Genomic DNA, 22488 nt, shown 5'->3' on the forward strand with positions numbered 1-22488 from the left:
TATCCGACGGCTATCGACGACGTGCGTCACGCGTCGTCCGCATCCGCGCCGTCAGCCCCTTCCGCGCCGAGCAGCCCGGCCGCCGTCTCTCCCGGCAGCGCCTCGACCTGCTTCAACTTGCGGCTCATCACGCGCGTGCGCTGCTCGGCGGACTCGATCGAGCGCGTGACCGTTTCGAGCTGCGCCTTCGTGCGCGCGAGCACGTCTCCGAACTTGCCGAACTCGGTCTTGACCGCGCCGAGCACCTGCCATACCTCGCTCGAGCGCTGCTCGATCGCGAGCGTGCGGAACCCCATCTGCAGGCTGTTCAGCAATGCGGTCAGCGTGGTCGGCCCGGCGACCGTCACGCGATAGTCGCGCTGCAGCAGGTCGGTCAGCCCCGGGCGGCGCAGGATCTCCGCATAGAGCCCCTCGGTCGGCAGGAACAGCAGCGCGAAATCGGTCGTGTGCGGCGGCGCGACATACTTCTCGGCGATCGTGCGCGCCTCCATCCGCACCCGCGCCTCGAGCGCACGCGCCGCTTCCTCGACGGCCACCGCATCGGCACGCTCCTGCGCGTCGATCAGCCGCTCGTAGTCTTCGCGCGGGAATTTCGCGTCGATCGGCAGCCACACCGGCGGCGCGTCGCGCGTGCCGGCTTCGCGCCCCGGCAGCCGGATCGCGAATTCGACGCGCTCGGTGCTCTTCGGCACCGTCGCGACGTTCTTCGCGTACTGGTCGGGCGTGAGCATCTGTTCGAGCAGCGCCTCGAGCTGCACTTCGCCCCAGGTGCCGCGCGTCTTCACGTTGGTCAGCACCTTTTTCAGGTCGCCGACGCCGGCCGCGAGCGTCTGCATCTCGCCGAGCCCGCGATGGACCTGTTCGAGCCGGTCCGACACGAGCTTGAACGATTCGCCCAGCCGCTGCTCGAGCGTCGCGTGCAGCTTCTCGTCGACGGTGCGGCGCATCTCCTCGAGCTTCGCCGCGTTGTTCGTCTCGATTTCCTTCAGCCGCTGTTCGAGCGTCGCACGCACCTCGCCGATCCGGCGATCGTTCGCCTCGGTCAGTTGCGTGAGCTGCCGGTGCAGCGTGTCGCCGAACAGCCGCAGCGCGCCCGTCTGTTCCTCGCGCGCCTGCTGCGCCTGCCGCTGCAGGCTCTCGCGCATCGCGTCGAACTGCTGCGCATTGCCGGCGACGAGCTTGCCGAGCTGCTGCGCGAAGCCCTCGATCTGGTTGTTCTGCACGGTCGCCACGCTCGTCAGTTGCGCGGCGAGCGTCTGCTGCAACTGGGCGAAGCTGCCGGCCAGCTCCGTACGCGAGCCGCGCGCGCTTTCGACGATCTCGCCGCGCAATTCGCGTTCGAGCCGCTCGACGGCACGCGCCTGCGCATGCGCGGCATCCTCGATCTGATCGCCGAGCACGGCCGCATCGTCGTGGCGGCCGCCGCGCACGAGCGCGACGATCGCCACCGCGAGCGCGACGGCCAGCACGACGACCGCCGCAAGCAACAACGTCATCGTCATGCGCGCGGCTTCCCGATCACGTCAGGGTTGATCGGATTCGGCGGCTGCCCCGCACGCGGCCCCTCGCCCAGCGCGGCGATCAGGTTGTCGGCGGCGAGATTCGCCATCGCGCGGCGGGTCTTTTCGGTCGCGCTCGCGATATGCGGCGTCAGCACGACGTTCGGCACCTCGAGCAGCGCCGGATGCACGGTCGGCTCGCCTTCGTACACGTCGAGGCCGGCCGCGGCGATCGTCCCGTCGCGCAGCGCGGCGGCCAGCGCCGCATCGTCGACGATCCCGCCGCGTGCGATGTTGGTCAGCGTCGCCGTCGGTTTCATCTTCGCGAGCTCGGCCGCGCCGATCGTGTGATGGTTCTCCTTCGTGTATGGCAGCACGAGCACGACATGGTCGGCGCGCGCGAGCAGCGCCTCCTTCGACACGTATTCGGCATTCAGCTCGGCCTCGATCTCGGGCGCGACCCGCGACCGGTTGTGATAGATCACCTGCATCCCGAAGCCGCGCGCACGGCGCGCGAGCGCCTGGCCGATGCGGCCCATGCCGATGACGCCGAGCGTCGAGCCGTAAATGTCGGCGCCGAGGAAACCGTCGTACGCCCACTTCTGCCAGTGACCGGCGCGCAACCAGTGCTCGGATTCGGCGATCCGGCGCGCGGCGGCCATCATCAGCGCCCAGCCGAAATCGGCGGTCGATTCGTTCAGCACGTCAGGCGTGTTGGTGCCGAGCACGTTCGCCGCGTTGAACGCGGCCATGTCGAAGTTGTTGTAGCCGACCGCCATGTTCGCCACGACGCGCAGGCGCGGCGCCGCCGCGAGCGTCGCCGCGCCGACCGGGTCGCCGGCCGTCAGCGCGCCGTCCTTGTCGGCCAGGCGCGCGGCGAGCGCGTCGGGTGCGAGCGCGTCGCCATCGTTCCAGTCAACGTCGAAATACTGCTTGAGCCGTTCGATCACGTCCGGAAAGATCGGACGCGCGACCAGGATCTTCTGCATCGCCATCTCCGCATGCCGCGGGCCGATCGCGGCGCGCATCGCGCCGCCGGGACTGCCCGCGCTTGGTTGAAAGTCGTCAGGTTACGCCGGGAAGAAAATCACCGACGTCAGCAGGAACACGGGCACCAGGATAACGAGCGCCCAGCCGAGGTACGCGAAGAAGCTCGGCATCTTCACGCCGCGCGATTCGGCGATCGCCTTCACCATGAAGTTCGGCGCGTTGCCGATGTAACTGTTCGCGCCCATGAACACCGCACCGGCGGAAATCGCGGCGAGCGTCGACGCGCCGGCCGTCATCAGCGTCTGGGCGTCGCCGCCCGCGAGGTTGAAGAACACGAGATAGGTCGGCGCGTTGTCGAGGAACGACGACAGGATGCCCGTCGCCCAGAAGTACATCGCGTCGATCGGCTTGCCGTCGGCCCCCGTGACGAGATGGACGATCTGCGCGAACGCGCCGTCCGCGCCCGCGCGCAGGATCACGATCACCGGCGCGATCGTCACGAAGATGCCCGCGAACAGCTTCGCGACCTCCTCGATCGGCGCCCAGTTGAACGCGTTGCCTTCACGTGCGGAACGCGGCGTCAGCGCGAGCGACGCGAGCGTCACCGCCACGAGCGCGACGTCGCGCACGAGATTCTGCAGCGCGACGTGCGTACCCCACACGTCGAACGCGATGCCCGGCTTCCATACGCCGCTCATCAGCACGAGTGCGATCACGGCCGCCAGCAGCACGAAGTTGATCTTGCCGTCGATCGACAGCGCCGCGCCGTCGGGCGTCGGATCGAGCACGGCCGGCCGCTCCTCGCCGCCCTTCCGGTAGAAGTACGTATCGAGCGCGAAGAACAGCGTCAGCAGCACCACGCAGATGAACAGCATCGGCAGCGCGAGATGCGTGGTCGTCCAGAAAAAGCTCACGCCGTTCAGGAAGCCGAGGAACAGCGGCGGATCGCCGAGCGGCGACAGCGAGCCGCCCGCGTTCGCGACGAGGAAGATGAAGAAGATCACCACGTGCACGACGTGCTTGCGGTTGTCGTTGGCGCGCAGCAGCGGCCGGATCAGCAGCATCGCGGCGCCCGTCGTGCCCATCACGCTCGCGAGCAGCGTGCCGAGCGCGAGGATCGCCGTATTCAGCTTCGGCGAGCCATGCAGGTTGCCGTTCACGCAGATGCCGCCCGCGACCGTGTAGAGCGCGGTGAGCAGCACGATGAACGGAATGTATTCCTCGAGCAACGCATGCACGAGCGTGCCGAACGCGGCGCCGGCGCCGAACGCGACGGCGAACGGCGCGAGGAACACGATCGCCCAGCCGGCTGCGATCTTGCCGAAGTGGTGATGCCAGAACACAGGGGCGACGAGCGGGAACAGCGCGATGGACAGCAGGATCCCGGCGAACGGGATGCCCCAGAGCGCGGACAGCGTGGCTCCGTCGAGCGTGGCGGCCGATGCGAGCGCGGGCGCGGCGCCAAGCGCGATTCCCGACGCCATGCCCGCCCAGGCGGCATGTCGTTTCATGCAGAACTTCCTTGTTCGAGTAGCGATGGATGCGGCGGGTGCGTCATGCGCCCCGTACGACGATCGCGTGCACGCGGTACGGGCCGTGCGCGCCCAGAATGATCGTTTGCTCGATGTCGCCCGTGCGCGACGGGCCCGACACGAAATTGACCGCACGCGGCAGCTCGCCGCGCTCCGCGCGAATCAGCGCGAACGCGTCTTCATGACCGGCGACGATGCGCGACGCCGGCACGATCGCGATGTGGGTTTCCGGTAGCAGGCCGGCCGATGCATAAGTGTCGGGGCCGGACAGCAATACCAGCGACCCCGTTTCGGCGGTCGCGCAAAAGCAGCCGGTCAAGCCGACGAGATCGCCGTCGCGCGGCTTGCGGCACTCGACCGACAGGCCGGCGCCCGCCCAGTCGAAATCGGCCAGCGTGCGCCATGCGACGGCCTGCGTCGGCAGACCATGAGCGGCAAGATAACGGGCGGCGGCGGCAGGCACGTCGGCCAGCGTCGCGACTTCGTCGACCGTGGTCGACAGGCGTGCAGCCTCGTCGACGAAAGCGGCGACGAGATCGGCCGGCGCCGGCGGGCGCGGGCCCTGCGGATGACGGGCGAGATAGTCGGCGACGCCGTCGCGCTCCGCTGCATCGGGTTCGGCCGCGCGCCCCTGCGCCGCGCGAATGCGCGCGAGGATCTGGCGACGGGCAGCGGAAGTGTCCATGAACGGTCCTCGTGACGTTGGCGTGCAATACGTCGGATTATACCGGCCGCCCCTGCCGCGACGCACCTTCGGCCGAACGGCCAAAGCCTACTTCGACGCGTCTTCCTCGACCGGCTGCGCGATGCCGAAGACCTGCCGCAGGTACGCGAGATACGCCTTGTCGTCGCACATGCTCTTGCCAGGCGAATCGGACAGCTTCGCGACCGGCTGGCCGTTGCAGCGGACCATCTTGATGACGATCTGCAGCGGCACGTAGCCGAGATCGTTGGTGAGGTTGGTGCCGACGCCGAACGCGAGCTTGCAGCGGCCGCGGAACCGTTCGTACAGCTGCATGACCTTCGGAATGTCGAGCGCGTCGGAGAACACGAGCACCTTGGTGCGCGGGTCGCATCGGTTCGCCTCGTAATGGAGCAGCATCCGCTCGCCCCAGTCGAACGGATCGCCCGAATCGTGGCGCGCGCCGTCGAACAGCTTGCAGAAGTACATGTCGAAGTCGTTCAGGAACGCGTCCATGCCGTAGACGTCCGACAGCGCGATACCGAGATCGCCGCGATATTCCTTCGCCCACATCTCGAAGCCGTAGATCTGCGAATCGCGCAGCCGCGGGCCCAGCGCCTGGCACGCCTGCAGGTATTCGTGCGCCATCGTGCCGAGCGGCGTGATGTCGTGCTTCATCGCGTACAGCACGTTGCTCGTGCCCGCGAACTGCGGGCCGAGCCCGTCGCGCAGCGTGAGCGCGACTTCCTCGTGCCAGACCTTCGAGAAGCGCCGGCGCGTGCCGTAGTCGGCGATCTTGCAGTCGGCGAATTCGGGCTTCGCGCCGAGCAGCTTGATCTTCTCGCGCAGCCGCTCGCGGCCTTCGCGATAGTCGGGCTCGCGCTGCGTGTTGCGGAAATAGACTTCGTTGACGATCGCGAGCACCGGAATCTCGAACAGGATCGTATGCAGCCACGGGCCCTCGATCACGATGTCGATCTCGCCGTTGCCCTTCGGCGACGACGTGATCGAGATGTACTTCTCGTTCAGGTGGAACAGCGCGAGGAAATCGACGAAGTCGCTCTTGATGAAGCGCATGCGCCGCAGGTAGTCGAGTTCGACGTCGGAAAAGCGCAGCGAGCACAGGCCGCGCACCTCGTCGCGAATCTCGTCGATGTACGGGACGAGATCGACGCCGGGCGTGCGGCACCGGAAACGGTATTCGACGTTTGCGGCGGGGAAGTGATGCAGGACGACCTGCATCATCGTGAACTTGTAGAGATCCGTGTCGAGCAGCGAAGTGATGATCATGATGACGGCAGCGCCAATATCGTGACCGGCCCCGGCGCACCGCGCGCCGCCCGGTCTGTCGGTCATGTTACCCGAATGCGTGCCGGACCATCGTGAAACCGCCCCGCCGGCTCGCGCTTCGCGCCGCCGGTGCGTGTGCGGGTATCCGCGTTGCGCACCCCATAAACTAATCACGAAACGATATAAGCCGGATAGCCGACCACGACATGCGGGTTTTGCGCTTCAGTTACAATGCCGCTTTTGGCGCAAACGCCACCCCATATACCGCCAAGCAGGAGCGTTTTAATGACTCACGTTGTGACCGAAGGCTGCATCAAGTGCAAATACACGGATTGCGTGGATGTGTGCCCGGTGGATTGCTTCCGTGAAGGTCCCAACTTTCTCGCCATCGATCCGGACGAGTGCATCGACTGCGCCGTGTGCGTCGCCGAATGCCCGACCAATGCGATCTATGCCGAAGAAGACGTTCCGGGCGACCAGCAGCAGTTCACCGAGCTGAACGCCGAGCTGGCGAAGAACTGGCCGTCGATCACGAAGACCAAGCCGGCGCCCGCCGACGCGGACGAGTGGAAGGACGTGCAGGACAAGCTGCACCTGCTCGAGCGCTGATCGCGCGGCGGCCGCAAAAAATTTTTATGTGTCGCGGCTCCAAAGTATTGACAGGTTAGCGAACACTCCATACAATCTCGTTTCTCTGCTGTTGTTGTTTGTTCCCCGATAGCTCAGTCGGTAGAGCGCCGGACTGTTAATCCGTAGGTCCCTGGTTCGAGCCCAGGTCGGGGAGCCAAAAACGCAAAGGCCCGTTGAAAGTGGACAGGTTTTTTGTTGGAAAGCACAACACGCAGATGTACCGATTTATTCCCCGATAGCTCAGTCGGTAGAGCGCCGGACTGTTAATCCGTAGGTCCCTGGTTCGAGCCCAGGTCGGGGAGCCAAAAACGCAAAGGCCCGTTGAAAGTGGACAGGTTTTTTGTTGGAAAGCACAACACGCAGATGTACCGATTTATTCCCCGATAGCTCAGTCGGTAGAGCGCCGGACTGTTAATCCGTAGGTCCCTGGTTCGAGCCCAGGTCGGGGAGCCAAATAGCGAAAGGCCCGTCATTCGACGGGCCTTTTGTTTTTCCGGCCACCGTTCCGTCTTTCTGCTTTTCGTGGCCCGGCCATGCGCATGCTAGAGTCTCTGTCCCGCATTCGCATCCTCCGGTTCCGTCGATGAAGCATCGCCTCCTCCGTTTCGCCCCCGTCGCCCTCCTGCTCTCCGCCTTCGCCGCCGCACCGCTCGCGCACGCGGAGGAAGTCGGCAGCGTCAACACCCATTTCCGCGTCACGGGTTCCGACCGCGTGGTCGTCGAGGCCTATGACGATCCGGTCGTGAACGGCGTGACCTGCTACGTGTCGCGCGCCCGCACCGGCGGCATCAAGGGTACGCTCGGCGTCGCCGAGGATCCGAGCGAAGCGTCGATCGCGTGCCGGCAGGTCGGCCCGATCAGCTTCAAGGAGCCGCTCAAGCAGCAGGCCGACGTGTTCAGCGAACGCATGTCGTTCATCTTCAAGACGCTGCACGTCGTGCGCGTGGTCGACAAGAAACGCAACACGATCGTCTACCTGACCTACAGCGACCGTATCGTCAGCGGCAGCCCGAAGAACGCCGTCACCGCGGTGCCGATGCCGGCCGGCACGACGATTCCGCTCAAGTAAGCCCGCACCCGCCGGGCGCGCGAGCGATACACTGTCGGTTCGACCGCTCCCGCGCCCGATCATGCCCGCCACCCGCCTTCCCGATTCCGCACGCTACTGGCGCACGCCGCTCGTGCCGGACGCGGATCTGCTCACGGCCACCTACCGCGATCACGCGTTCGCGCCCCACTGGCACGACGCGTACACGATCCCGGTGATTCTCGAAGGCGCGGAACGCTTCACCTACCGCGGCACCGGTTATGTCGCCGAGACAGGCACCGTGCCCGTGATCAATCCCGGCGAAGTGCATACGGGCTCGCGTGCCGCCGACGAAGGCTGGTGCTATCGCGTCAGCTACATGCCGGTCGAATTCATCCGCGAACTCGCGAGCGCGATCGCGGGCCGCCCGCAGGATGCACCGTGGTTCGCCCCCGGCGTGATTCGCGACGCCGATCTCGCGGCGCGGCTCACGCGGGCGCACCGGATGCTGGAAGCCGGCAGCGAGCGCGCGCTGTCGTCGCATGCGCGTGCGCCCGGGCAGCCGGTAGACGATCCGGCGGCCGGCGATCCGCGCCCGTACGATCCGCTCGCCGCCGAAACGGCAATGCTCGACGCGCTGTCGACGCTGATCGCGCGCCACGCCGACGCGCGGCCGCGACCGGCGCCGCTCGCGGCCGACGAACCGCGCGTCGACGCGATGCGCGAGCGGCTCGCCGCCGATCTGACGAGCACGGTGACGCTCCACGACGTCGCACAGGCGGCCGGCCTGTCACCGTTTCACGCGGCGCGCCTGTTCACGCGCACGACCGGCATGCCGCCGCATGCGTGGCGCAACCAGTTGCGGCTGCAGCGTGCGCTGGCGCCGCTGCGCGCGGGCGTGCCGGTCGCCGATGTCGCGGCGGCCAGCGGCTTCGTCGACCAGAGCCACTTCACGCGGCATTTCAAACGGATGTTCGGCGTGCCACCCGGGCGCTGGCAGGCAAGCTGACGCGCGGCTTCCCGCAGCCGGCCACCACGCTGCAACTCGCTCCGGCCCTCACTCGGGCACCGGCCCCGCTTCGGCGAGCGCAAGAACATACAAGCCGGCCCGCCAGCGGCCCGCTATCCTCCCGCTCATGGAGGAGCGCTTCTTGAACAACACACCCGCATCGCCCCCGCGCCGCCCGCTCAACGAATGGCTCGACGGCGCGCGCGACACGATTCCGATGATGATCGGCGCCGCACCGTTCGGCGTGATTTTCGGCACGCTCGTCGGCGGCGGCCCGCTCGCCGCATGGCACGGCGCACTGATGTCGCTCGCCGTGTTCGCGGGCTCCGCGCAGTTCATCGCACTCGGCCTGATCGCCGGCAGCGCGAGCTTCGTCGTGGTGCTTGCCACGACGCTGATCGTGAACCTGCGCCACCTGTTGTACAGCGCGACGCTCGCGCCCTATGTCGCGCACCTGCCGCTGCGCTGGCGCGCGACGCTCGGCGCGCTGATGACCGACGAAGTGTTCGCGGTCGCCTACGGGCACTACCGGCACCACCCGCCCGGCACGATCGGCCCCCACTACTTCTTCGGCTCCGGGCTCGCGATGTACCTGAACTGGCAGGTCTGGACGCTCGCGGGCATCGGCTTCGGCACGGCGTTCCCCGGCCTGCAGTCGCTCGGCCTCGATTTCGCGATGGCGGCGACGTTCATCGCGATCGTCGTCCCGCAGCTCGGCACGCTGCGCTATTTCGCGGCGGCCGCCACGGCCGGCACGCTCGCGTACTTCTGGCAGAGTTGGCCGTACAAGCTCGGGCTGCTCGGCGCGGTCGCCGCCGGCGTCGCGATCGGCGTCGTGCTCACGCTGCGGCACGATCGCACGCGCGCCCGCTCTCGCCCGGAGGCCGCATCGTGAGCTACGCGCTGTTGATCCTCGGCATGGCCGTCATCACGTACGCGATCCGCTCGACGCTGTTCCTGTTCGGCGAGCGGCTGACGTTCCCGCCGCTCGTGCGCACCGCGCTCGGCTTCGTGCCGGTCACCGTGCTGACCGCGATCATCGTGCCGATGACCGTCTCGCCGCATGGCGGCACGGCCGAACTGACGTGGCGGAATCCGCAGCTCGTCGGCGCGCTCGCGGCCGTACTCGTGTCGGCCGCGACCCGCCGCCCGCTCGTGACGATCGCCGTCGGGCTCGGCGTGTTCTTCCTGTGGCAAGGGGTCGTCCTCCCGCACTGGCCGCCGGCCTGAGCGCACGCTCCACCGCGCGCGCTCAAGTTTCCGCCCGGCGCGCCGATATAGGAGAGGAAGACCCGCCACCGGCCCCGGCGCGCACCGGTCAGTCGACGCTGCGCCCGCTCCGGTGCGCCGTGCCGGCGCCGGCTTGCGCGGGCCGCCATCGAGACGATTCATGGGCCAGATCACCCTTTCCCTCAAGGACGACACGCTCGAGTCCCTGCGCAAGGACTACGACGCGTTCGTGCGCGTGTCGCTGAAACTCGACCCGCAATTCGCGACGCCGTCGTTCGAGGATTTCCTGCGCGCGAAGCTGCTCGACAACATGGTGCCGCTGACCGAGCACGCCGTGCAGCGAATGCTGCAGGGCGGCCAGTACGCGTGGGCCAAGCGCACGCTCGACAAGGAATTCCCGGACGTCGTCGCGATCCTGATGCGGCAGGCCGGCGAATTCGGCTTCGGCTTCGCGTCGCGCTCCGAATGGACGCCCGACGAACTCGCGAAGGCGTGCCGCGACTGGGCGAAGGCGATCGTCGCCGAAGCGCAGGGCGACGCGTCGCTGATCGACCCGCTCGCGTCGCAGATCAAGGGCGCGGCGCAGGACATCCAGACGCTCGAGGAACTGATGCAGACGCCTGCGTGGCGGCTCGCGGAATCGCTGCGGCAGCGGATCTACGAGGCCAAGCTCGCGTGCGAGATGAGCGTCGGCAGCACCGCGCGCGACAAGCTCGGCGAACTACGCGGGCTGCTGCGGCTCGGGCTCGCGCACGGCTCGTTCCAGAAGCAGGAAGCGCAGCAGATCATGGAATACCTGCGGCTGCTGAAACCGGAGATCTTCGTCGAGGAACCGTACGACGTCTTCGCGCGGCTCGCCGCGTGGCTGCGCAGCGTGTTCACGCCTGCCGCGGTGCGGCCGGCCCAGGGGCAGGGGCAAGGCCAGCGCCGGCCGTAAGCGCGTCCCGCCGACCGTCTTACTTACCCCACGAAAACGGCCCGGCTCGCGCGAAGCGAACCGGGCCGCCGGACGATCGCCCGTCGCGACGCGTCGTCCGAAGGCGAGCATCGCGACGGCGCCGCGCACCGCTTACTGCGTGGCGCCCTGGGCCGATGCACCGCCCTGCGTGCCGACCGATGCGCCGCCCTCGGTCGCGTCGTCGGCCTTCGCCTTCGCCTTGGCCGAACCCGCATGGCTCTTGGCCGACTTCGCCGCATGCTTCGTGTGCTTCTTGGTCGAATGGACGGCCGACGACGTCGTGTCCTTCGCGCCATCGGCTGCCGCGCCGACCGCATCGGTCGCACCGGTCGTCGCATTGCCCGACGCGTTCGCGCCGGCACCACCCTGCATGCCTGCACCGGCACCTGCCGCCGGCGTCTGCGCCTGCACGCCGGCACCGGCCGCGCCTTGCGTGGTCCCGCCCGTCTGGGCGAATGCGGCCGAAGTGGCGAACGCCGTCAGCGCGGCACCGATCAGCATCGTACGAATCTTGGACATGGCAATTCTCCTCAAGAAGTTGTGCGCCCGGACCACGGCGATGCGGTCCGTTGCATGCCCCGCCGCAACACGCGGCAGGTACGACAGAAGACCGGCGGCCCGCGCGACCGGTTCGCGAATCTCTCAGACTGTTACCCACCGTTTCATTTGCTGACGAATCGCTCACAGTCCTTTACATCCGCCGGCGACGACCCCGCGCTCGCGTGCCGACGCGCGGTGCCGTATGATGCGGAGCGTTTCCTTCCGCGCGTTGCGCACCTTCCTCGTCATGCCCAATCTGGATTTCACGCTGACCGGCGAATACGTCGAGTTGCACAACCTGCTCAAGATCACCGGTCTCGCGGACAGCGGCGGCACCGCGAAGCTGATCGTCGCGTCCGGCGCCGTGAAGGTCGACGGCGCGGTCGAGCTTCGCAAGACCTGCAAGATCCGCGCGGGCCAGGTCGTGCTGCTCGGCGACACGCGCATCGCGGTACGCGAAGCGTAGCGACCGCGGCGGTTCCCCTGCCCGTGACATGGCCATCGGCGCACGCGTTCGACACGGTACGCATAAAGCCGTAAGCTAGCCGTCTCTCAAAATAAATACACAGAGCGCGGGCCCGCACCCGCGCGAGCGCCCATTCCATGTCGCATTCCGGTCTCACGCGGACGGCCGCCGCGCCGCCGTCCCTGTCCAGTCATGCCGCCGATACCGCGCGCCTCGCCGCGCCGCTCGCGATCGCGCAACTTTCCCAGATGGCGATGAGCGTCACCGACACGGTGCTGCTCGGTTCGCTCGGCCCCGATTCGCTCGCGGCGGGCGGGCTCGGCGCGAACTTCTTCTTCGTGATCGTGACGATCCTGCAAGGCGTGCTGTCGTCGGTCAGCGTGAGCGTCGCACATGCGCGCGGCGCGCAGGCCGAGGACCGCGTGCCGCACATCTACTGGACCGGCTTCGCGCTGTCCGTGCTGCTCGCGATTCCGGCCATCGTCGCGCTGTCGCTCGCCGAACCGATCCTGCTGATGTTCCACGAGCCGCCGCTGCTCGCGCATCACGTCGGCGAATACACGGGCATCCTGCGCTTCGCGGCGCTCGGCAGCCTGATCGGCGTCGGGCTGATGCGCGCGTTCCTGCCGGCGATCGGCGCCGCGCGACGGCTGCTGTGGGTGTCGATCGGCGGCGTCGGCGTCAACGGCGTGCTGAACTACGGGCTGATCCACGGCGCATTCGGGCTGCCGCGCCTCGGCTTTCTCGGCTCGGCCGTCGCGACGACGATCACGATCTGGCTCACCGCGCTCGCGCTGATCTGGCTGCTGCACGGCCGGCAGCGCTTTCGCCATTTCGTGACCGCCGCGCGCCCGAAGCTGCCCGTGATGGGCGAGTTGATCGGCATCGGCTGGCCGGTCGCGATCACGTATGGCGTCGAATCGACGCTCTTTCTCGCCACCGGCCTCACGGTCGGCGTGCTGGGCGCGACGTCGCTCGCCGCGCACCAGATCGCACTGAACGTCGCGTCGGTGTCGTTCATGGTGCCGCTCGCGATCGGCCAGGCGGCGAACGTGCGCGTCGGCTACTGGGTCGGCGCGGGCTCGCCCGTCGCCGCGCGGCACGCGGGCTTCGTCGCGCTCGCGCTCGGCGTCGGCTTCATGTCGCTGTCGGGCCTCGTGATGATCGTCGCGCCGCATACGATCGTCGGCCTGTACCTGCACCTCGACGATCCGGCCAATGCGGCGACGGTATCGCTCGCCGCGTCGCTGCTCGGCATCGCCGCGGTGTTCCAGATCGTCGACGGGATGCAGACCGTCGCGTCGGGTGCGCTGCGCGGCCTGAAGGACACGCGCATCCCGATGCTCGCCGCGACCTTCGGCTACTGGGGCATCGGCTTCCCGACCGGCTACTGGTTCGCGTTCCACGCCGGCCTGGGCGCGCGCGGCCTGTGGTGGGGGCTCGCGGCCGGCCTCGCGAGCGTTGCCGCGCTGATGGCCTGGCGCTTTCACCGCAAGACCACCTCGCTCATCGCGGCGGCGCGCTAGCGCCTGTTTGCGCGCGCAACGCGCCCTGGGCGCGACACGACACGAAATCGCGGCCGGCGCTATCCTTGTCGGCTGAGCACCTCGAGACGCCGCGCAAGCGGCGCGACTGCCTCACGATACGTCTGATTACGTCTGACGCCGCGCGACGACGCGCGGCCTTTCCCCTTTCCAGGAGGAGTGCATCATGAACGAAGCAGTTCGGATGGAACGCGACACGTTCGGCGAGATCGCCGTGCCGGCCGATCGGCTCTGGGGCGCGCAGACCGAGCGCTCGCTGCAGAATTTCCGGATCTCGACGGAGAAGCAGTCGCCCGAGCTGATCCACGCGCTCGCGATCGTCAAGCGCGCCGCGGCGGCCGTCAACCAGTCGCTCGGCGTGCTCGCCGACGACAAGGCACACGCGATCATCGCGGCCGCCGACGAGATCATCGCCGGCAAGCATCCGCGCGAATTCCCGCTCGCGGTGTGGCAGACGGGCTCCGGCACGCAGACCAACATGAACCTCAACGAGGTGATCGCGAACCGCGCGAGCGAGCTGATGGGCGGCGAGCGCGGCGAGGCGCGCAAGGTTCATCCGAACGACGACGTGAACCGCGGCCAGTCGTCAAACGACGTGTTCCCGACCGCGATGCACATCGCGGCCGCGTATGCGATCGTCAACCACCTGCTGCCGGCGCTGCGCACGCTGCGCGCGACGCTCGACGCGAAGTCGAAGGCATTCGCCGACATCGTGAAGATCGGCCGCACGCACCTGCAGGACGCGACGCCGCTCACGCTCGGCCAGGAGTTCTCCGGCTATGTCGCGCAGCTCGACCAGGGCATCCGTCACGTCGAATCGGCGCTGCCGCACCTGTACGAGCTCGCGCTCGGCGGCACCGCGGTCGGCACGGGGCTGAACGCGCATCCGGCGTTCGCGGTGCGCGTGGCCGACGAGATCGGCCGTCTGACGAAGCTGCCGTTCGTGACCGCGCCGAGCAAGTTCGAGGTGATGGCGGCCGCCGACGCGCTGGTGTTCGCGCACGGCGCGCTGAAGACGGTCGCGGCGAGCCTGATGAAGATCGCGAACGACGTGCGTTGGCTCGCGAGCGGGCCGCGCTGCGGGCTGGGCGAGCTGTCGATTCCGGAAAACGAGCCGGGCAGCTCGATCATGCCGGGCAAGGTGAATCCGACGCAGTCGGAAGCCGTGACGATGCTGTGCTGCCAGGTGTTCGGCAACGACGTCGCGGTCAACGTCGGCGGCGCGAGCGGCAATTTCGAGCTGAACGTGTTCCGGCCGATGATCGCGCACAACGTGCTGCAGTCGGTGCGGCTGCTCGCCGACGGCGCGCAGAGCTTCAACGATCACTGCGCGGTGGGCATCGAGCCGAACCGTTCGCGGATCGACCTGCTGCTGAACGAATCGCTGATGCTCGTGACGGCGCTCAATCCGCACATCGGCTACGACAAGTCCGCGCAGATCGCGAAGAAGGCGCACAAGGAAGGCACGACGCTGAAGGCGGCCGCGCTCGCGCTCGGCTACCTGACGGAAGCGGAATTCGATGCGTGGGTACGCCCCGAGCAGATGATCGGGACGCGGTAACGGCGGGACGGCGGAACGACGGGCGCGGCGCGACGAGCGCGGCGCCCGCGGCACTCAGACGGTGCCCTTCGCGACTTCTTCCGGCTTCATCTCGACGATCTTGTCGAGCGCGGCCCGCACGTCGGCCGCATATTTCGCCAGTACCCGCTGCTCGTCGGTTTCCGGCACGAACGGCGGTACCGGCACCGGGTTGCCGTTCTCGTCGACCGCGACGAACACGACGAGGCAATCGGTCGTCTGACGCAACACGCCGCCCTTCGGATCGCCCGCGTGCACCGACACATGGATGTGCATGCTGGTACGGCCCGTCGCCACGACGCGCGCCTTCAGCTCGACCAGATTGCCGACCAGGATCGGACGCTGGAAGCGGATGTTGCCGACGCTGACCGTCACGCAATAGCGGCTCGACCAGACCGCCGCGCACGCATACGCGACTTCGTCGATCCACTTCATCAGCGCGCCGCCGTGCACCTTGCCGCCGAAGTTCACGGACGAAGGCTCGGCAAGGAAGCGGAATACGGTTTCGGTGCGGTCGAGGGCGGCCGGCACGGGGGACGGTTGGGGCATTGTTCTGGCTCCAGGCGGCAGGGGCGCTGTGATGGGGCCATTATACGTTGCACTGCGGCAATGCGTCGCGGCGGGCCCCGTGTGGCGGGGCTGCGGCGGCCATACCGACCGCGCGCGAACGTCAGCGGCGCACGGTGATGCCCTGGTCGATCGTCCCGTACATCTCGATACTGCCGCCGCGCGCTCCGGTCGCGCCCGCGCCACCGGGCGCACAGGCCGCGCAGAGGAGCGCGGCCGCCAACACACAGAAAATCGTCTTCATCTTCGCATCGCGTCACATGCGGCGGCCCGCTGCCGCCGCGTCCGGCCATTCTACGCGTGCCCTGCAACCGCCCGCGGCCGGTCCGCGCAGCGGCGCCGCCGCTGCGTTCGACATTTCATCCGAAAGCGAAACATCGAATGCGGGCACCGACTACACTGCCCCTCATCCCGCTCGACGAGACACGACGATGACCGATCAAGACGACCACCATTTTCCGGGCCTGAGCCGCATCGGCGCGCTGCTCGCCGATCCCGGCCGCGCCGCGATGCTGTGGGTGCTGATGGACGGCAGCGCGCGCCCGGCCGGCGAACTGACGATGATCGCGGGGCTGTCGCCGTCCGCGGCCAGCGCGCACCTCGCGCGCCTGACCGAAGGCGGCCTGCTGGCCCTCGACGTGCGCGGCCGGCATCGCTACTACCGCATTGCATCGGCCGACATCGCGGCCTCGCTCGAAGCGATGGCCAACGTCGCCCGCGCGGCCGCGCCGCATCGCCCGGTTCCGCCGCCGTCGCGCGCGGTCCCGGCCGAACTGCGCTATGCACGCACCTGCTACGACCACATGGCCGGCGAGCTCGCGGTGCGCATCTTCGACGGCCTCACCGCGCGCGGCTGGCTGCTCGCAAACGGCGACGCGATCGAGACCACCGAGCTCGGCACGCAGGCGCTCGCGCAATGGGGCATCGACGTCGCGCAGCAGCGCATGCGCCGGCGCCGCTTCGCGTGCGGCTGTCTCGACTGGAGCGAGCGGCGCTCGCACCTCGGCGGCGCACTCGGCGCGGCGCTGCTCGATAGCTTCTGTTCACATGGCTGGATCGAGCGTGCTGCCCGGCCGCGCGTGCTGCGCGTCACGGTGCGCGGGCAGCAGGTTTTCGATGCGTGGCTTACGTCCGCTTGACGCCGGCATTGCAACTGCACGACAACGGCGCGCGATGGAGAGGTTTTGTTACATCGCGTGCCACTCGACTTACAAAACACCGTGCCTTGAAACAGGCCAAGCGGATATTGTGAACTCGACGGCACGAATCGGCGCGCCGCCATCACGACAATGACGCTCACCATGGCCACCCTGTTCACGCTCAAGCGCACCGCCCGCTGCACGCTGCTCGCGTTCGTCGCGCTTGCGGCGCTGCCGCCCGCCTTCGCGCAATCGGTCGACGCGCCGCCGAATATGGCCGCGGCACGGCAACCGGGCGGCGATCCGCCCGGCCGCGTCGCGCGGCTCAATTACCTGTCGGGCGCCGTGACGACCGAACCGGCCGGCACCGATACGTGGTCGTATGCGGCGGTCAACCGGCCGCTGACGACCGGCGACCAACTCTGGAACGATGCCGGCGCGCGCTCGGAACTGCACGTCGGCTCGACCGCGGTGCGGCTCGGCGAATCGACGAGCCTGTCGGTGCTGAACCTCGACGATACGACGACGCAGCTGAAAGTGGGGCTCGGCACCGTGTCGACACACGTGCGCGATCTGCCGGCCGGCGGATCGTACGAAATCGACACGCCGAATCTCGCGCTCGGCATCACGGGCCCGGGCGACTATCGCGTCGATGTCGCGCCGAACGGCGCGAGCACGACGGTGACGGTGCGCAGCGGCAGCGCGACCGTCTACGGCAGCAACGGACAGTATCCGCTGTCGCCCGGCCAGCAGGTCGTGTTCACGGGCACCGACCTGCAGGTCGTGCAGCAATCGGCCGCACCGGCCCCCGACGCGCTCGACCAGTGGGCCGCCAGCCGCGACGCGGCCGAAGCGCGCTCGGTGTCGGCCCGGTACGTGTCCCGCGACATTCCGGGCTACCAGGATCTCGACGCGAACGGCACATGGCGCGAAACCCCGAATTACGGCGCGGTATGGGTGCCGAACAACACGCCGGCCGACTGGGCGCCGTATCACGACGGTCACTGGATCTGGCAGGCGCCGTGGGGCTGGACCTGGGTCGACGACGCGCCGTGGGGCTTCGCGCCCTATCACTACGGCCGCTGGGCGTACGTCGACGACAGTTGGGCATGGGTGCCCGGCCCGATGGTCGTCAGCCAGCCACCCGTCTACGCGCCGGCGCTCGTCGCGTTCGTGGGCGGCGGTGGCGGCGGCGGTTCCGACTGGAGCGTCGCGCTCACGGTCGGTGGCGTGGCCGCGGCCGGCTGCGCATGGTTCGCGCTCGGCCCGGGCGAGGCGTGGCATCCGGGCTGGGGCGGCTGGAGCCCGCACTACTACGACCGCGTCAACCGCAACATCGTGGTGAACAACGTCAACGTGAACAAGACCGTGAACGTGACGAACATCACCAATATCACCAACATCAACAAGACGTACGTGAACTTGCGCGCGCCGCACGCGATCACGGCCGTGCCGGCCGCCGCGTTCGTGCACGGCCAGCCGGTCGCGCACTTCGCGCAGCCCGTCGATCCGCGGCAATGGCGCAACGCGCACGTGATGCCGGGCACGCCCGGCATCGCGCCGGTGCGCCAGAGTTTCACCGGCGGGCTGCGCAATGCCGGCTACCGCCCGCCGGCGGCGATCGCGCAGCACCCGTTCGTGGCGACGCGCAATCCGGCCGTGCCGGCCGCGTATCGCGACCAGGCCGCCGCTCACCTCGCGCAGCAGGGCGGGCGCGTACCGGGGGCCGGTGCGCCCGTCGTGAAGACGAACGTACCGGCCGACTATACGGCTCGCCCGGTCCGCGTGCCGGGCAAGCCGGGCGGCGGCGCATGGGCGATGCACAACGTGCAGCTCGTGAATCCGCACGGCCCGGTCGTGCAGCCGGCCCGCGCGCCGCGCGAAGGCCAGCCGGCCGACGTGCGGGCCGGACAGCCGGGCGCACCGGCGCCGGGCATGCCGAATGTCGCGCGGCCGGCGAACGGCGAAACGCCCAACGCACCGCGTTTCGCCAACGGCGGCACGCCGCAGGCGCCCGGCAATCCGATGCCGCATCAGGCGTTCGCGCCCGGCAATGGCGTCCCGCATCCGCCGGGCGCGAACGACGTTCCGGCGCGGACGGGCGATGCGCACGTAGCGAACGCGCCGTCGCCCGTGTGGATGCAGCCGCACACGCCGATGGCGCATCAGCGCCCTGCTCCGCCTGCCGCGCTACACGCGGCGGGACAGAACGCGCTGTCGCCCGTGCGCAGCGCGGCGCTCCCGCATCCGGACGGCGTGCCGGCTCCGCAGGGTGGGCAATCCGGCGGGCGCAACGAAGCGCCTCGCGCACTGCCGCAACCGCAGTCCGACCATACCGCGCAGATTCCGCAACCACATCCGCGCCCCGATTTCCCGACGCCGGCCCGGCATGCGCAGCCGCAACCGGAGCGGGCCGCCCCCGCGCCGCAACCGCGCCCGGACTTCGCCCAACCGGCGCCCCGTCGCGAAGTCGCGCCGCCGCGCGTGAACGAGTACCGCCCGCCGGCGCCCGCGGTGCACGACATGCCGCGTCCGCAGCCGCAGGCGCCGCGCATGGAGCCGCGGCCGCAACCGGCACCCCGCATGGAACCGCGCCCGCCGATGCCCGCCCCCCGGATGGAAGCACGCCCGCAGCCGGCGCCGCACGTCGAGGCGCCGCGCCCGAGCAGCCCGCCGCCGCAAGGCGGCCACGAAGAGCGGCATCGCCAGTAAGTGCCGCGGACATGAAACAAAAGGCTCGACCGGCTGATACCGGTCGAGCCTTTTTGCGGCGTGCGGATCGATGAAACCGCGCGGCCCCGCCGCGCGATCAGACCGCCATCGGCGCGGTCAGCGGCTCATGGTGGCGATAGCCGACGAGCGAGAAATCGGACGGCTCGATCTGCTCCAGCCATTCCGGCGCATAGACGCCCGTCTTCGCGTACTCGGGCACGCGCTCGGCAATCTCGAGCCGCGGGCTTTCGTACGGGTCGCGCGTGAGCTGCCGTTGCAGCATGTCGAGCTGGTTCTCGTAGATGTGGGCGTCGCCGATGAAATACGTGAACCAGCGCGGCGTGTAGCCCGTCAGCCGGCCGACGAGCGACAGCAGCGCGGCGCCTTCGGTCAGGTTGAACGGCGTGCCGAGGCCGACGTCGTTACTGCGGATGTACAGGCACAGCGAGATTTCGCGCTTCGTCGCGTTCGGCAGGAACTGGTACAGCAGATGGCATGCGGGCAGCGCGATCTGGTCGAGCACGGCCGGATTCCACGCGTGAAACAGGATACGGCGATCGGACGGGTTCTCGATGATCGTGTCCAGGCACTGGCGCAACTGGTCGATCGCCTTGTACAGCAGCACCTTCGACGTGCCGTCCTCATCGAAACGCGTGACGATCCGGAAGCCGCGGCGCGTCGCATCGGCGATCTGCGCGTCGGCGCTCGCGTCGAGCACCTTGTAGCCCGGCCACTGGCGCCATTGCACGCCGTAGACGTCGCCGAGATCGTCCACGCCCTGGCGATACGGGTTCGCGAGCCACTGCGCGTTCTCGTTCGCGTTCGCATCCCACACCTTGCAGCCGAGCGCGCGGAAATCGGCCGCGCTGCGCGATGCGCGCAGGAAGCCGACGAGCTCTCCGATCGCGGACTTGAACGCGAGCTTCTTGGTCGTCACGGCCGGGAAGCCTTGCTGCAGGTCGAAACGCAGCATCGCGCCCGGCATGCTGATGGTGCGGATTCCCGTGCGGTTCTCCTGCCAGGTGCCTGTATCGAGAATGGTACGAACGAGATCGAGATACTGTTTCATGCGGGTTCCTTCGGCCGCGAGGGGCGGCCGCACCCGCCAATTTTAGCAAGCGTGGCGCGGAAGCTCCGGCAACGGCGCCGAAAACCCTGCCAGCGTGTCGCCGCGCTCGCGCATGCCGTGCGCGCACATCAGCCGGTAGAGCGTGACGCGCGACACGCCGAGCTCCCGCGCGGCATCCGCGAAACGGCCGCGATGGCGCAGCAGCGCCTGCTCGATCGCCTGCCGTTCGGCCGCCTCGCGCGCCTCCAGCAGCGACACCGGCGCGAGCGTCGCATAGTCGCTCAGTTCGAGGTCGGTCGCGGTGATCATCCGGCCTTCCGACATCACGATCGCGCGGCGCACGCGATTGATCAGCTCGCGCACGTTGCCGGGCCACGAATAGCCGTACAGCGACGCGACCGCGTCAGGGGAAAAACCGCGCAGGCGGCGATGCGCATCGCCCTTGAAGCGCTCGAGCATGTGGCGCGCGAGCACCTCGATGTCCTTGCCGCGCGCGCGCAGCGGCGGCTCCTCGATCTTCAGCACGCACAGCCGATGAAACAGGTCCTCGCGGAAGCGCCCTTCGCGCAGCGCCGCTTCCATGTCCACGTGCGTCGCGCAGATCACGCGTACGTCGACCGGCACCGACACGTGCGCGCCGAGCCGCTCGATCTTGCCCTCCTGCAGGAAACGCAGCAGGCTCGCCTGGCTTTCGAGCGGCAGATCGCCGATCTCGTCGAGAAACAGCGTGCCGCCGTTGGCGGCCTCGACGCGACCGATCTTGCGCTGGTTCGCCCCGGTGAATGCGCCGCGCTCATAGCCGAACAGTTCGGCCTGCAGCAGCGTCGACGGTATCGCCCCGCAATTGATCGCGATGAACGGCGCCTGCGCGCGCGACGACCGCTCGTGAATCGCGACCGCCGTCAGCTCCTTGCCCGTGCCCGACTCGCCGGAGATGAACACCGGTGCGTCCGTCGCCGCGACACGGCGGATCGTCCTGAATAGCCCGAGCATCGCATCGCAGGTGCCGACCATCTCGCCTTCGGTACGCCCGGCGCCGACGGGCGGCGCGACGGCATCGGTCAGTGCGATCATGCCGTGCGCATGGCCGACGGTCTCGACGATGCGCGCCGTTTCGTACGGCATCGTCACGTAGTCGAAGCAATAGTCGCGGATGAGATGGCGCAGCGTCGCGTCCTGCAACTGGCCGCGCCGCGTCGCCGCGATCCAGCCGATGTGCTGGATGCTCAGGCAGGATTCGAGTTCGCGCAGATCCGACGGCTTGAAGCCCGGCGAAAAATCGAGCAGGCCGGCGGTTGCCACGCCCTGCTGCACGACGCGCCGCACGTCGCGCACGGTCTCGGCAAGATCGACGCGCCAGCCGCATTCGTCGAAATGGCCGCGCAACGCATCGTTCGGTTCGCGCGAATAGTAGATCACGTGCCGCTGATCGGCTCCCATATCCTCACCCCGTTCATCAACCGTCTAACGATTGCCGCACACGTCAGGTCGCGTGCAAAAGGATCGAATCGGGTCAGCCCAAGGTGGCTCGATTCGCCATGCCGATGCGCGGCAACGACAATGCCTCGCATGATGGCGCTTATCTTGCGTCCAGTTATTTTGATCAAACAGCTTGTTACAGGCGCAGAATACGACAAGCCCGTTTCAGCGCCGATGGCGATCCGGCCCAATCGCTCAGGAGGTCGATGCAGATCAATCATCTGCACATAGCGCATGCGCAGGAAGGGTTTCGTCATCAACACACGCGCCGATTTTCATCCTTGAAGCGGGTTGGTTGAATCAGCAATATTCCCGAGCCCCCTCGTTTCAGGCCTGAAACATTTTCAGGCGTTTTCGGCCACAATTCTCAACGCTCGAGCGCGAATCGCAATGGCGGCAATGGTCCCGGTATCGTGGCATGTATTTCGCTGAATACGGAAACGACCGGAGACAGTCACCATGCGAAAAATCCTTTTACTTTCTTTCGTGCCGACGACGCTCCTGCTTTCGGCCGCCGGCCCGCCTGCACCCGCATGCGCGGACGAA

At 68.3% G+C, this 22488-nt stretch carries 22 protein-coding genes and 3 tRNA genes; 14 read left to right on the forward strand and 11 right to left on the reverse strand.

From position 1 onward, the window contains the following. Positions 1-26: 26 nt before the first annotated feature. The 5 genes from rmuC to pncB form a co-directional block, all read right to left on the reverse strand. Entirely contained in the window at positions 27-1502 is a 1476-nt protein-coding gene (rmuC, locus tag C5F75_RS13605; RefSeq protein ID WP_060965740.1) for a DNA recombination protein RmuC, read from the reverse strand. Further along, a complete protein-coding gene (locus C5F75_RS13610; RefSeq protein ID WP_059638337.1) occupies positions 1499-2488 on the reverse strand; it encodes a 2-hydroxyacid dehydrogenase in 990 nt (329 codons plus the stop codon). The genes rmuC and C5F75_RS13610 overlap by 4 nt, the downstream gene beginning before the upstream one ends. Positions 2489-2569: 81 nt before the next feature. Continuing rightward, positions 2570-4000 (reverse strand): sodium:proton antiporter, encoded by a 1431-nt coding sequence (locus tag C5F75_RS13615; RefSeq protein ID WP_089464627.1) that lies wholly within the window; start codon positions 3998-4000, stop codon positions 2570-2572. A 43-nt stretch (positions 4001-4043) separates the two neighbouring features. Beyond that, entirely contained in the window at positions 4044-4706 is a 663-nt protein-coding gene (locus C5F75_RS13620) for a LutC/YkgG family protein (protein WP_059574025.1), read from the reverse strand. Positions 4707-4793: 87 nt separating this feature from the next. Then, positions 4794-5993, reverse strand: coding sequence for a nicotinate phosphoribosyltransferase (pncB, locus tag C5F75_RS13625; RefSeq protein ID WP_059574026.1), 1200 nt, complete (start codon positions 5991-5993; stop codon positions 4794-4796). A gap of 285 nt (positions 5994-6278) precedes the next feature. Here pncB and fdxA point away from each other — a divergent pair, with 285 nt between their 5' ends. The 9 genes from fdxA to C5F75_RS13675 all read left to right on the forward strand — a co-directional run bounded on the left by fdxA (position 6279) and on the right by C5F75_RS13675 (position 10826). Beyond that, positions 6279-6602 (forward strand): ferredoxin FdxA, encoded by a 324-nt coding sequence (gene fdxA, locus C5F75_RS13635; protein WP_011544919.1) that lies wholly within the window; start codon positions 6279-6281, stop codon positions 6600-6602. 102 nt (positions 6603-6704) lie between these two features. Next, positions 6705-6780, forward strand: a tRNA-Asn gene (locus C5F75_RS13640). 72 nt (positions 6781-6852) lie between these two features. Beyond that, positions 6853-6928 (forward strand) — tRNA-Asn (locus C5F75_RS13645). A gap of 72 nt (positions 6929-7000) precedes the next feature. Further along, positions 7001-7076: transfer RNA gene (locus C5F75_RS13650), tRNA-Asn, on the forward strand. Between the two features lie 130 nt (positions 7077-7206). Then, positions 7207-7692 carry a CreA family protein gene (locus C5F75_RS13655; RefSeq protein ID WP_059574027.1) on the forward strand — a complete coding sequence of 162 codons (486 nt, stop codon included), beginning with the start codon at positions 7207-7209 and terminating at the stop codon, positions 7690-7692. Positions 7693-7753: 61 nt separating this feature from the next. After that, positions 7754-8659 carry an AraC family transcriptional regulator gene (locus C5F75_RS13660; RefSeq protein WP_059574028.1) on the forward strand — a complete coding sequence of 302 codons (906 nt, stop codon included), beginning with the start codon at positions 7754-7756 and terminating at the stop codon, positions 8657-8659. 127 nt (positions 8660-8786) lie between these two features. Further along, positions 8787-9554, forward strand: coding sequence for an AzlC family ABC transporter permease (locus tag C5F75_RS13665; protein ID WP_059574029.1), 768 nt, complete (start codon positions 8787-8789; stop codon positions 9552-9554). Beyond that, positions 9551-9889, forward strand: coding sequence for an AzlD domain-containing protein (locus tag C5F75_RS13670; RefSeq protein ID WP_059574030.1), 339 nt, complete (start codon positions 9551-9553; stop codon positions 9887-9889). Before C5F75_RS13665 ends, C5F75_RS13670 begins: the two co-directional genes overlap by 4 nt. Before the next feature lie 160 nt (positions 9890-10049). Further along, positions 10050-10826: a DUF4088 family protein gene (locus C5F75_RS13675; RefSeq protein ID WP_059574031.1), complete on the forward strand. Its 777-nt coding sequence runs from the start codon at positions 10050-10052 to the stop codon at positions 10824-10826. Between the two features lie 132 nt (positions 10827-10958). Here the strand turns inward: C5F75_RS13675 and C5F75_RS13680 are convergent, their stop codons facing one another. Next, the gene (locus C5F75_RS13680; RefSeq protein ID WP_059574032.1) at positions 10959-11366 is read right to left on the reverse strand and encodes a hypothetical protein; all 408 of its coding nucleotides are present in this window, start codon (positions 11364-11366) and stop codon (positions 10959-10961) included. A gap of 268 nt (positions 11367-11634) precedes the next feature. On the opposite strand from C5F75_RS13680, the gene C5F75_RS13685 reads away from it, so the two are divergent. From C5F75_RS13685 to fumC, 3 genes are all read left to right on the forward strand, one after another. Continuing rightward, positions 11635-11853 (forward strand): RNA-binding S4 domain-containing protein, encoded by a 219-nt coding sequence (locus C5F75_RS13685; protein WP_006486208.1) that lies wholly within the window; start codon positions 11635-11637, stop codon positions 11851-11853. Between the two features lie 137 nt (positions 11854-11990). Next, complete coding sequence (gene norM, locus C5F75_RS13690; protein WP_059574033.1) at positions 11991-13379, forward strand: multidrug efflux MATE transporter NorM; 1389 nt, start codon at positions 11991-11993, stop codon at positions 13377-13379. A gap of 184 nt (positions 13380-13563) precedes the next feature. Then, positions 13564-14958 carry a class II fumarate hydratase gene (gene fumC, locus C5F75_RS13695; RefSeq protein WP_059574034.1) on the forward strand — a complete coding sequence of 465 codons (1395 nt, stop codon included), beginning with the start codon at positions 13564-13566 and terminating at the stop codon, positions 14956-14958. Between the two features lie 54 nt (positions 14959-15012). Here the strand turns inward: fumC and C5F75_RS13700 are convergent, their stop codons facing one another. Both C5F75_RS13700 and C5F75_RS36755 read right to left on the reverse strand, forming a co-directional pair. Beyond that, positions 15013-15525: an acyl-CoA thioesterase gene (locus tag C5F75_RS13700; RefSeq protein ID WP_023475851.1), complete on the reverse strand. Its 513-nt coding sequence runs from the start codon at positions 15523-15525 to the stop codon at positions 15013-15015. A 121-nt stretch (positions 15526-15646) separates the two neighbouring features. Next, positions 15647-15787 carry a hypothetical protein gene (locus tag C5F75_RS36755; RefSeq protein ID WP_167351605.1) on the reverse strand — a complete coding sequence of 47 codons (141 nt, stop codon included), beginning with the start codon at positions 15785-15787 and terminating at the stop codon, positions 15647-15649. Between the two features lie 187 nt (positions 15788-15974). Between C5F75_RS36755 and C5F75_RS13705 the strand changes: the two genes are divergently transcribed. Continuing rightward, on the forward strand, positions 15975-16682 hold the full coding sequence (locus C5F75_RS13705; protein WP_059574035.1) for an ArsR/SmtB family transcription factor: 708 nt from the start codon (positions 15975-15977) through the stop codon (positions 16680-16682). Positions 16683-16844: 162 nt separating this feature from the next. Beyond that, entirely contained in the window at positions 16845-19394 is a 2550-nt protein-coding gene (locus tag C5F75_RS13710) for a DUF6600 domain-containing protein (protein WP_060011724.1), read from the forward strand. A 97-nt stretch (positions 19395-19491) separates the two neighbouring features. On the opposite strand, the gene C5F75_RS13715 is transcribed toward C5F75_RS13710, so the two are convergent. The 3 genes from C5F75_RS13715 to C5F75_RS36760 are packed head-to-tail and all read right to left on the reverse strand — an operon-like array spanning position 19492 to position 22199. Continuing rightward, complete coding sequence (locus C5F75_RS13715) at positions 19492-20463, reverse strand: thymidylate synthase (RefSeq protein WP_059574036.1); 972 nt, start codon at positions 20461-20463, stop codon at positions 19492-19494. A 42-nt stretch (positions 20464-20505) separates the two neighbouring features. After that, positions 20506-21903, reverse strand: a complete 1398-nt coding sequence (locus C5F75_RS13720) for a sigma-54 dependent transcriptional regulator (RefSeq protein ID WP_059574037.1) — start codon at positions 21901-21903, stop codon at positions 20506-20508. After that, the gene (locus tag C5F75_RS36760; protein WP_155634601.1) at positions 21879-22199 is read right to left on the reverse strand and encodes a hypothetical protein; all 321 of its coding nucleotides are present in this window, start codon (positions 22197-22199) and stop codon (positions 21879-21881) included. The genes C5F75_RS13720 and C5F75_RS36760 overlap by 25 nt, the downstream gene beginning before the upstream one ends. Positions 22200-22488: the final 289 nt, after the last annotated feature.

Source organism: Burkholderia anthinoferrum, from assembly GCF_002925705.1.
GTDB lineage: Bacteria > Pseudomonadota > Gammaproteobacteria > Burkholderiales > Burkholderiaceae > Burkholderia > Burkholderia semiarida.

Coding starts and splice junctions, on each gene's coding strand:
- fumC (WP_059574034.1), top strand. CDS start 13,564: ATGAACGAAGCAGTTCGGATGGAACGCGACACGTTCGGCGAGATCGCC.
- C5F75_RS13680 (WP_059574032.1), bottom strand. CDS start 11,366: ATGTCCAAGATTCGTACGATGCTGATCGGTGCCGCGCTGACGGCGTTC.
- C5F75_RS13700 (WP_023475851.1), bottom strand. CDS start 15,525: ATGCCCCAACCGTCCCCCGTGCCGGCCGCCCTCGACCGCACCGAAACC.
- rmuC (WP_060965740.1), bottom strand. CDS start 1,502: ATGACGATGACGTTGTTGCTTGCGGCGGTCGTCGTGCTGGCCGTCGCG.
- C5F75_RS13715 (WP_059574036.1), bottom strand. CDS start 20,463: ATGAAACAGTATCTCGATCTCGTTCGTACCATTCTCGATACAGGCACC.
- C5F75_RS36760 (WP_155634601.1), bottom strand. CDS start 22,199: ATGACGAAACCCTTCCTGCGCATGCGCTATGTGCAGATGATTGATCTG.
- C5F75_RS13665 (WP_059574029.1), top strand. CDS start 8,787: ATGGAGGAGCGCTTCTTGAACAACACACCCGCATCGCCCCCGCGCCGC.
- C5F75_RS36755 (WP_167351605.1), bottom strand. CDS start 15,787: ATGAAGACGATTTTCTGTGTGTTGGCGGCCGCGCTCCTCTGCGCGGCC.
- C5F75_RS13675 (WP_059574031.1), top strand. CDS start 10,050: ATGGGCCAGATCACCCTTTCCCTCAAGGACGACACGCTCGAGTCCCTG.
- C5F75_RS13720 (WP_059574037.1), bottom strand. CDS start 21,903: ATGGGAGCCGATCAGCGGCACGTGATCTACTATTCGCGCGAACCGAAC.
- C5F75_RS13615 (WP_089464627.1), bottom strand. CDS start 4,000: ATGAAACGACATGCCGCCTGGGCGGGCATGGCGTCGGGAATCGCGCTT.
- C5F75_RS13610 (WP_059638337.1), bottom strand. CDS start 2,488: ATGCAGAAGATCCTGGTCGCGCGTCCGATCTTTCCGGACGTGATCGAA.
- C5F75_RS13685 (WP_006486208.1), top strand. CDS start 11,635: ATGCCCAATCTGGATTTCACGCTGACCGGCGAATACGTCGAGTTGCAC.
- C5F75_RS13710 (WP_060011724.1), top strand. CDS start 16,845: ATGGCCACCCTGTTCACGCTCAAGCGCACCGCCCGCTGCACGCTGCTC.
- C5F75_RS13660 (WP_059574028.1), top strand. CDS start 7,754: ATGCCCGCCACCCGCCTTCCCGATTCCGCACGCTACTGGCGCACGCCG.
- C5F75_RS13705 (WP_059574035.1), top strand. CDS start 15,975: ATGACCGATCAAGACGACCACCATTTTCCGGGCCTGAGCCGCATCGGC.
- pncB (WP_059574026.1), bottom strand. CDS start 5,993: ATGATCATCACTTCGCTGCTCGACACGGATCTCTACAAGTTCACGATG.
- norM (WP_059574033.1), top strand. CDS start 11,991: ATGTCGCATTCCGGTCTCACGCGGACGGCCGCCGCGCCGCCGTCCCTG.
- C5F75_RS13620 (WP_059574025.1), bottom strand. CDS start 4,706: ATGGACACTTCCGCTGCCCGTCGCCAGATCCTCGCGCGCATTCGCGCG.
- fdxA (WP_011544919.1), top strand. CDS start 6,279: ATGACTCACGTTGTGACCGAAGGCTGCATCAAGTGCAAATACACGGAT.
- C5F75_RS13655 (WP_059574027.1), top strand. CDS start 7,207: ATGAAGCATCGCCTCCTCCGTTTCGCCCCCGTCGCCCTCCTGCTCTCC.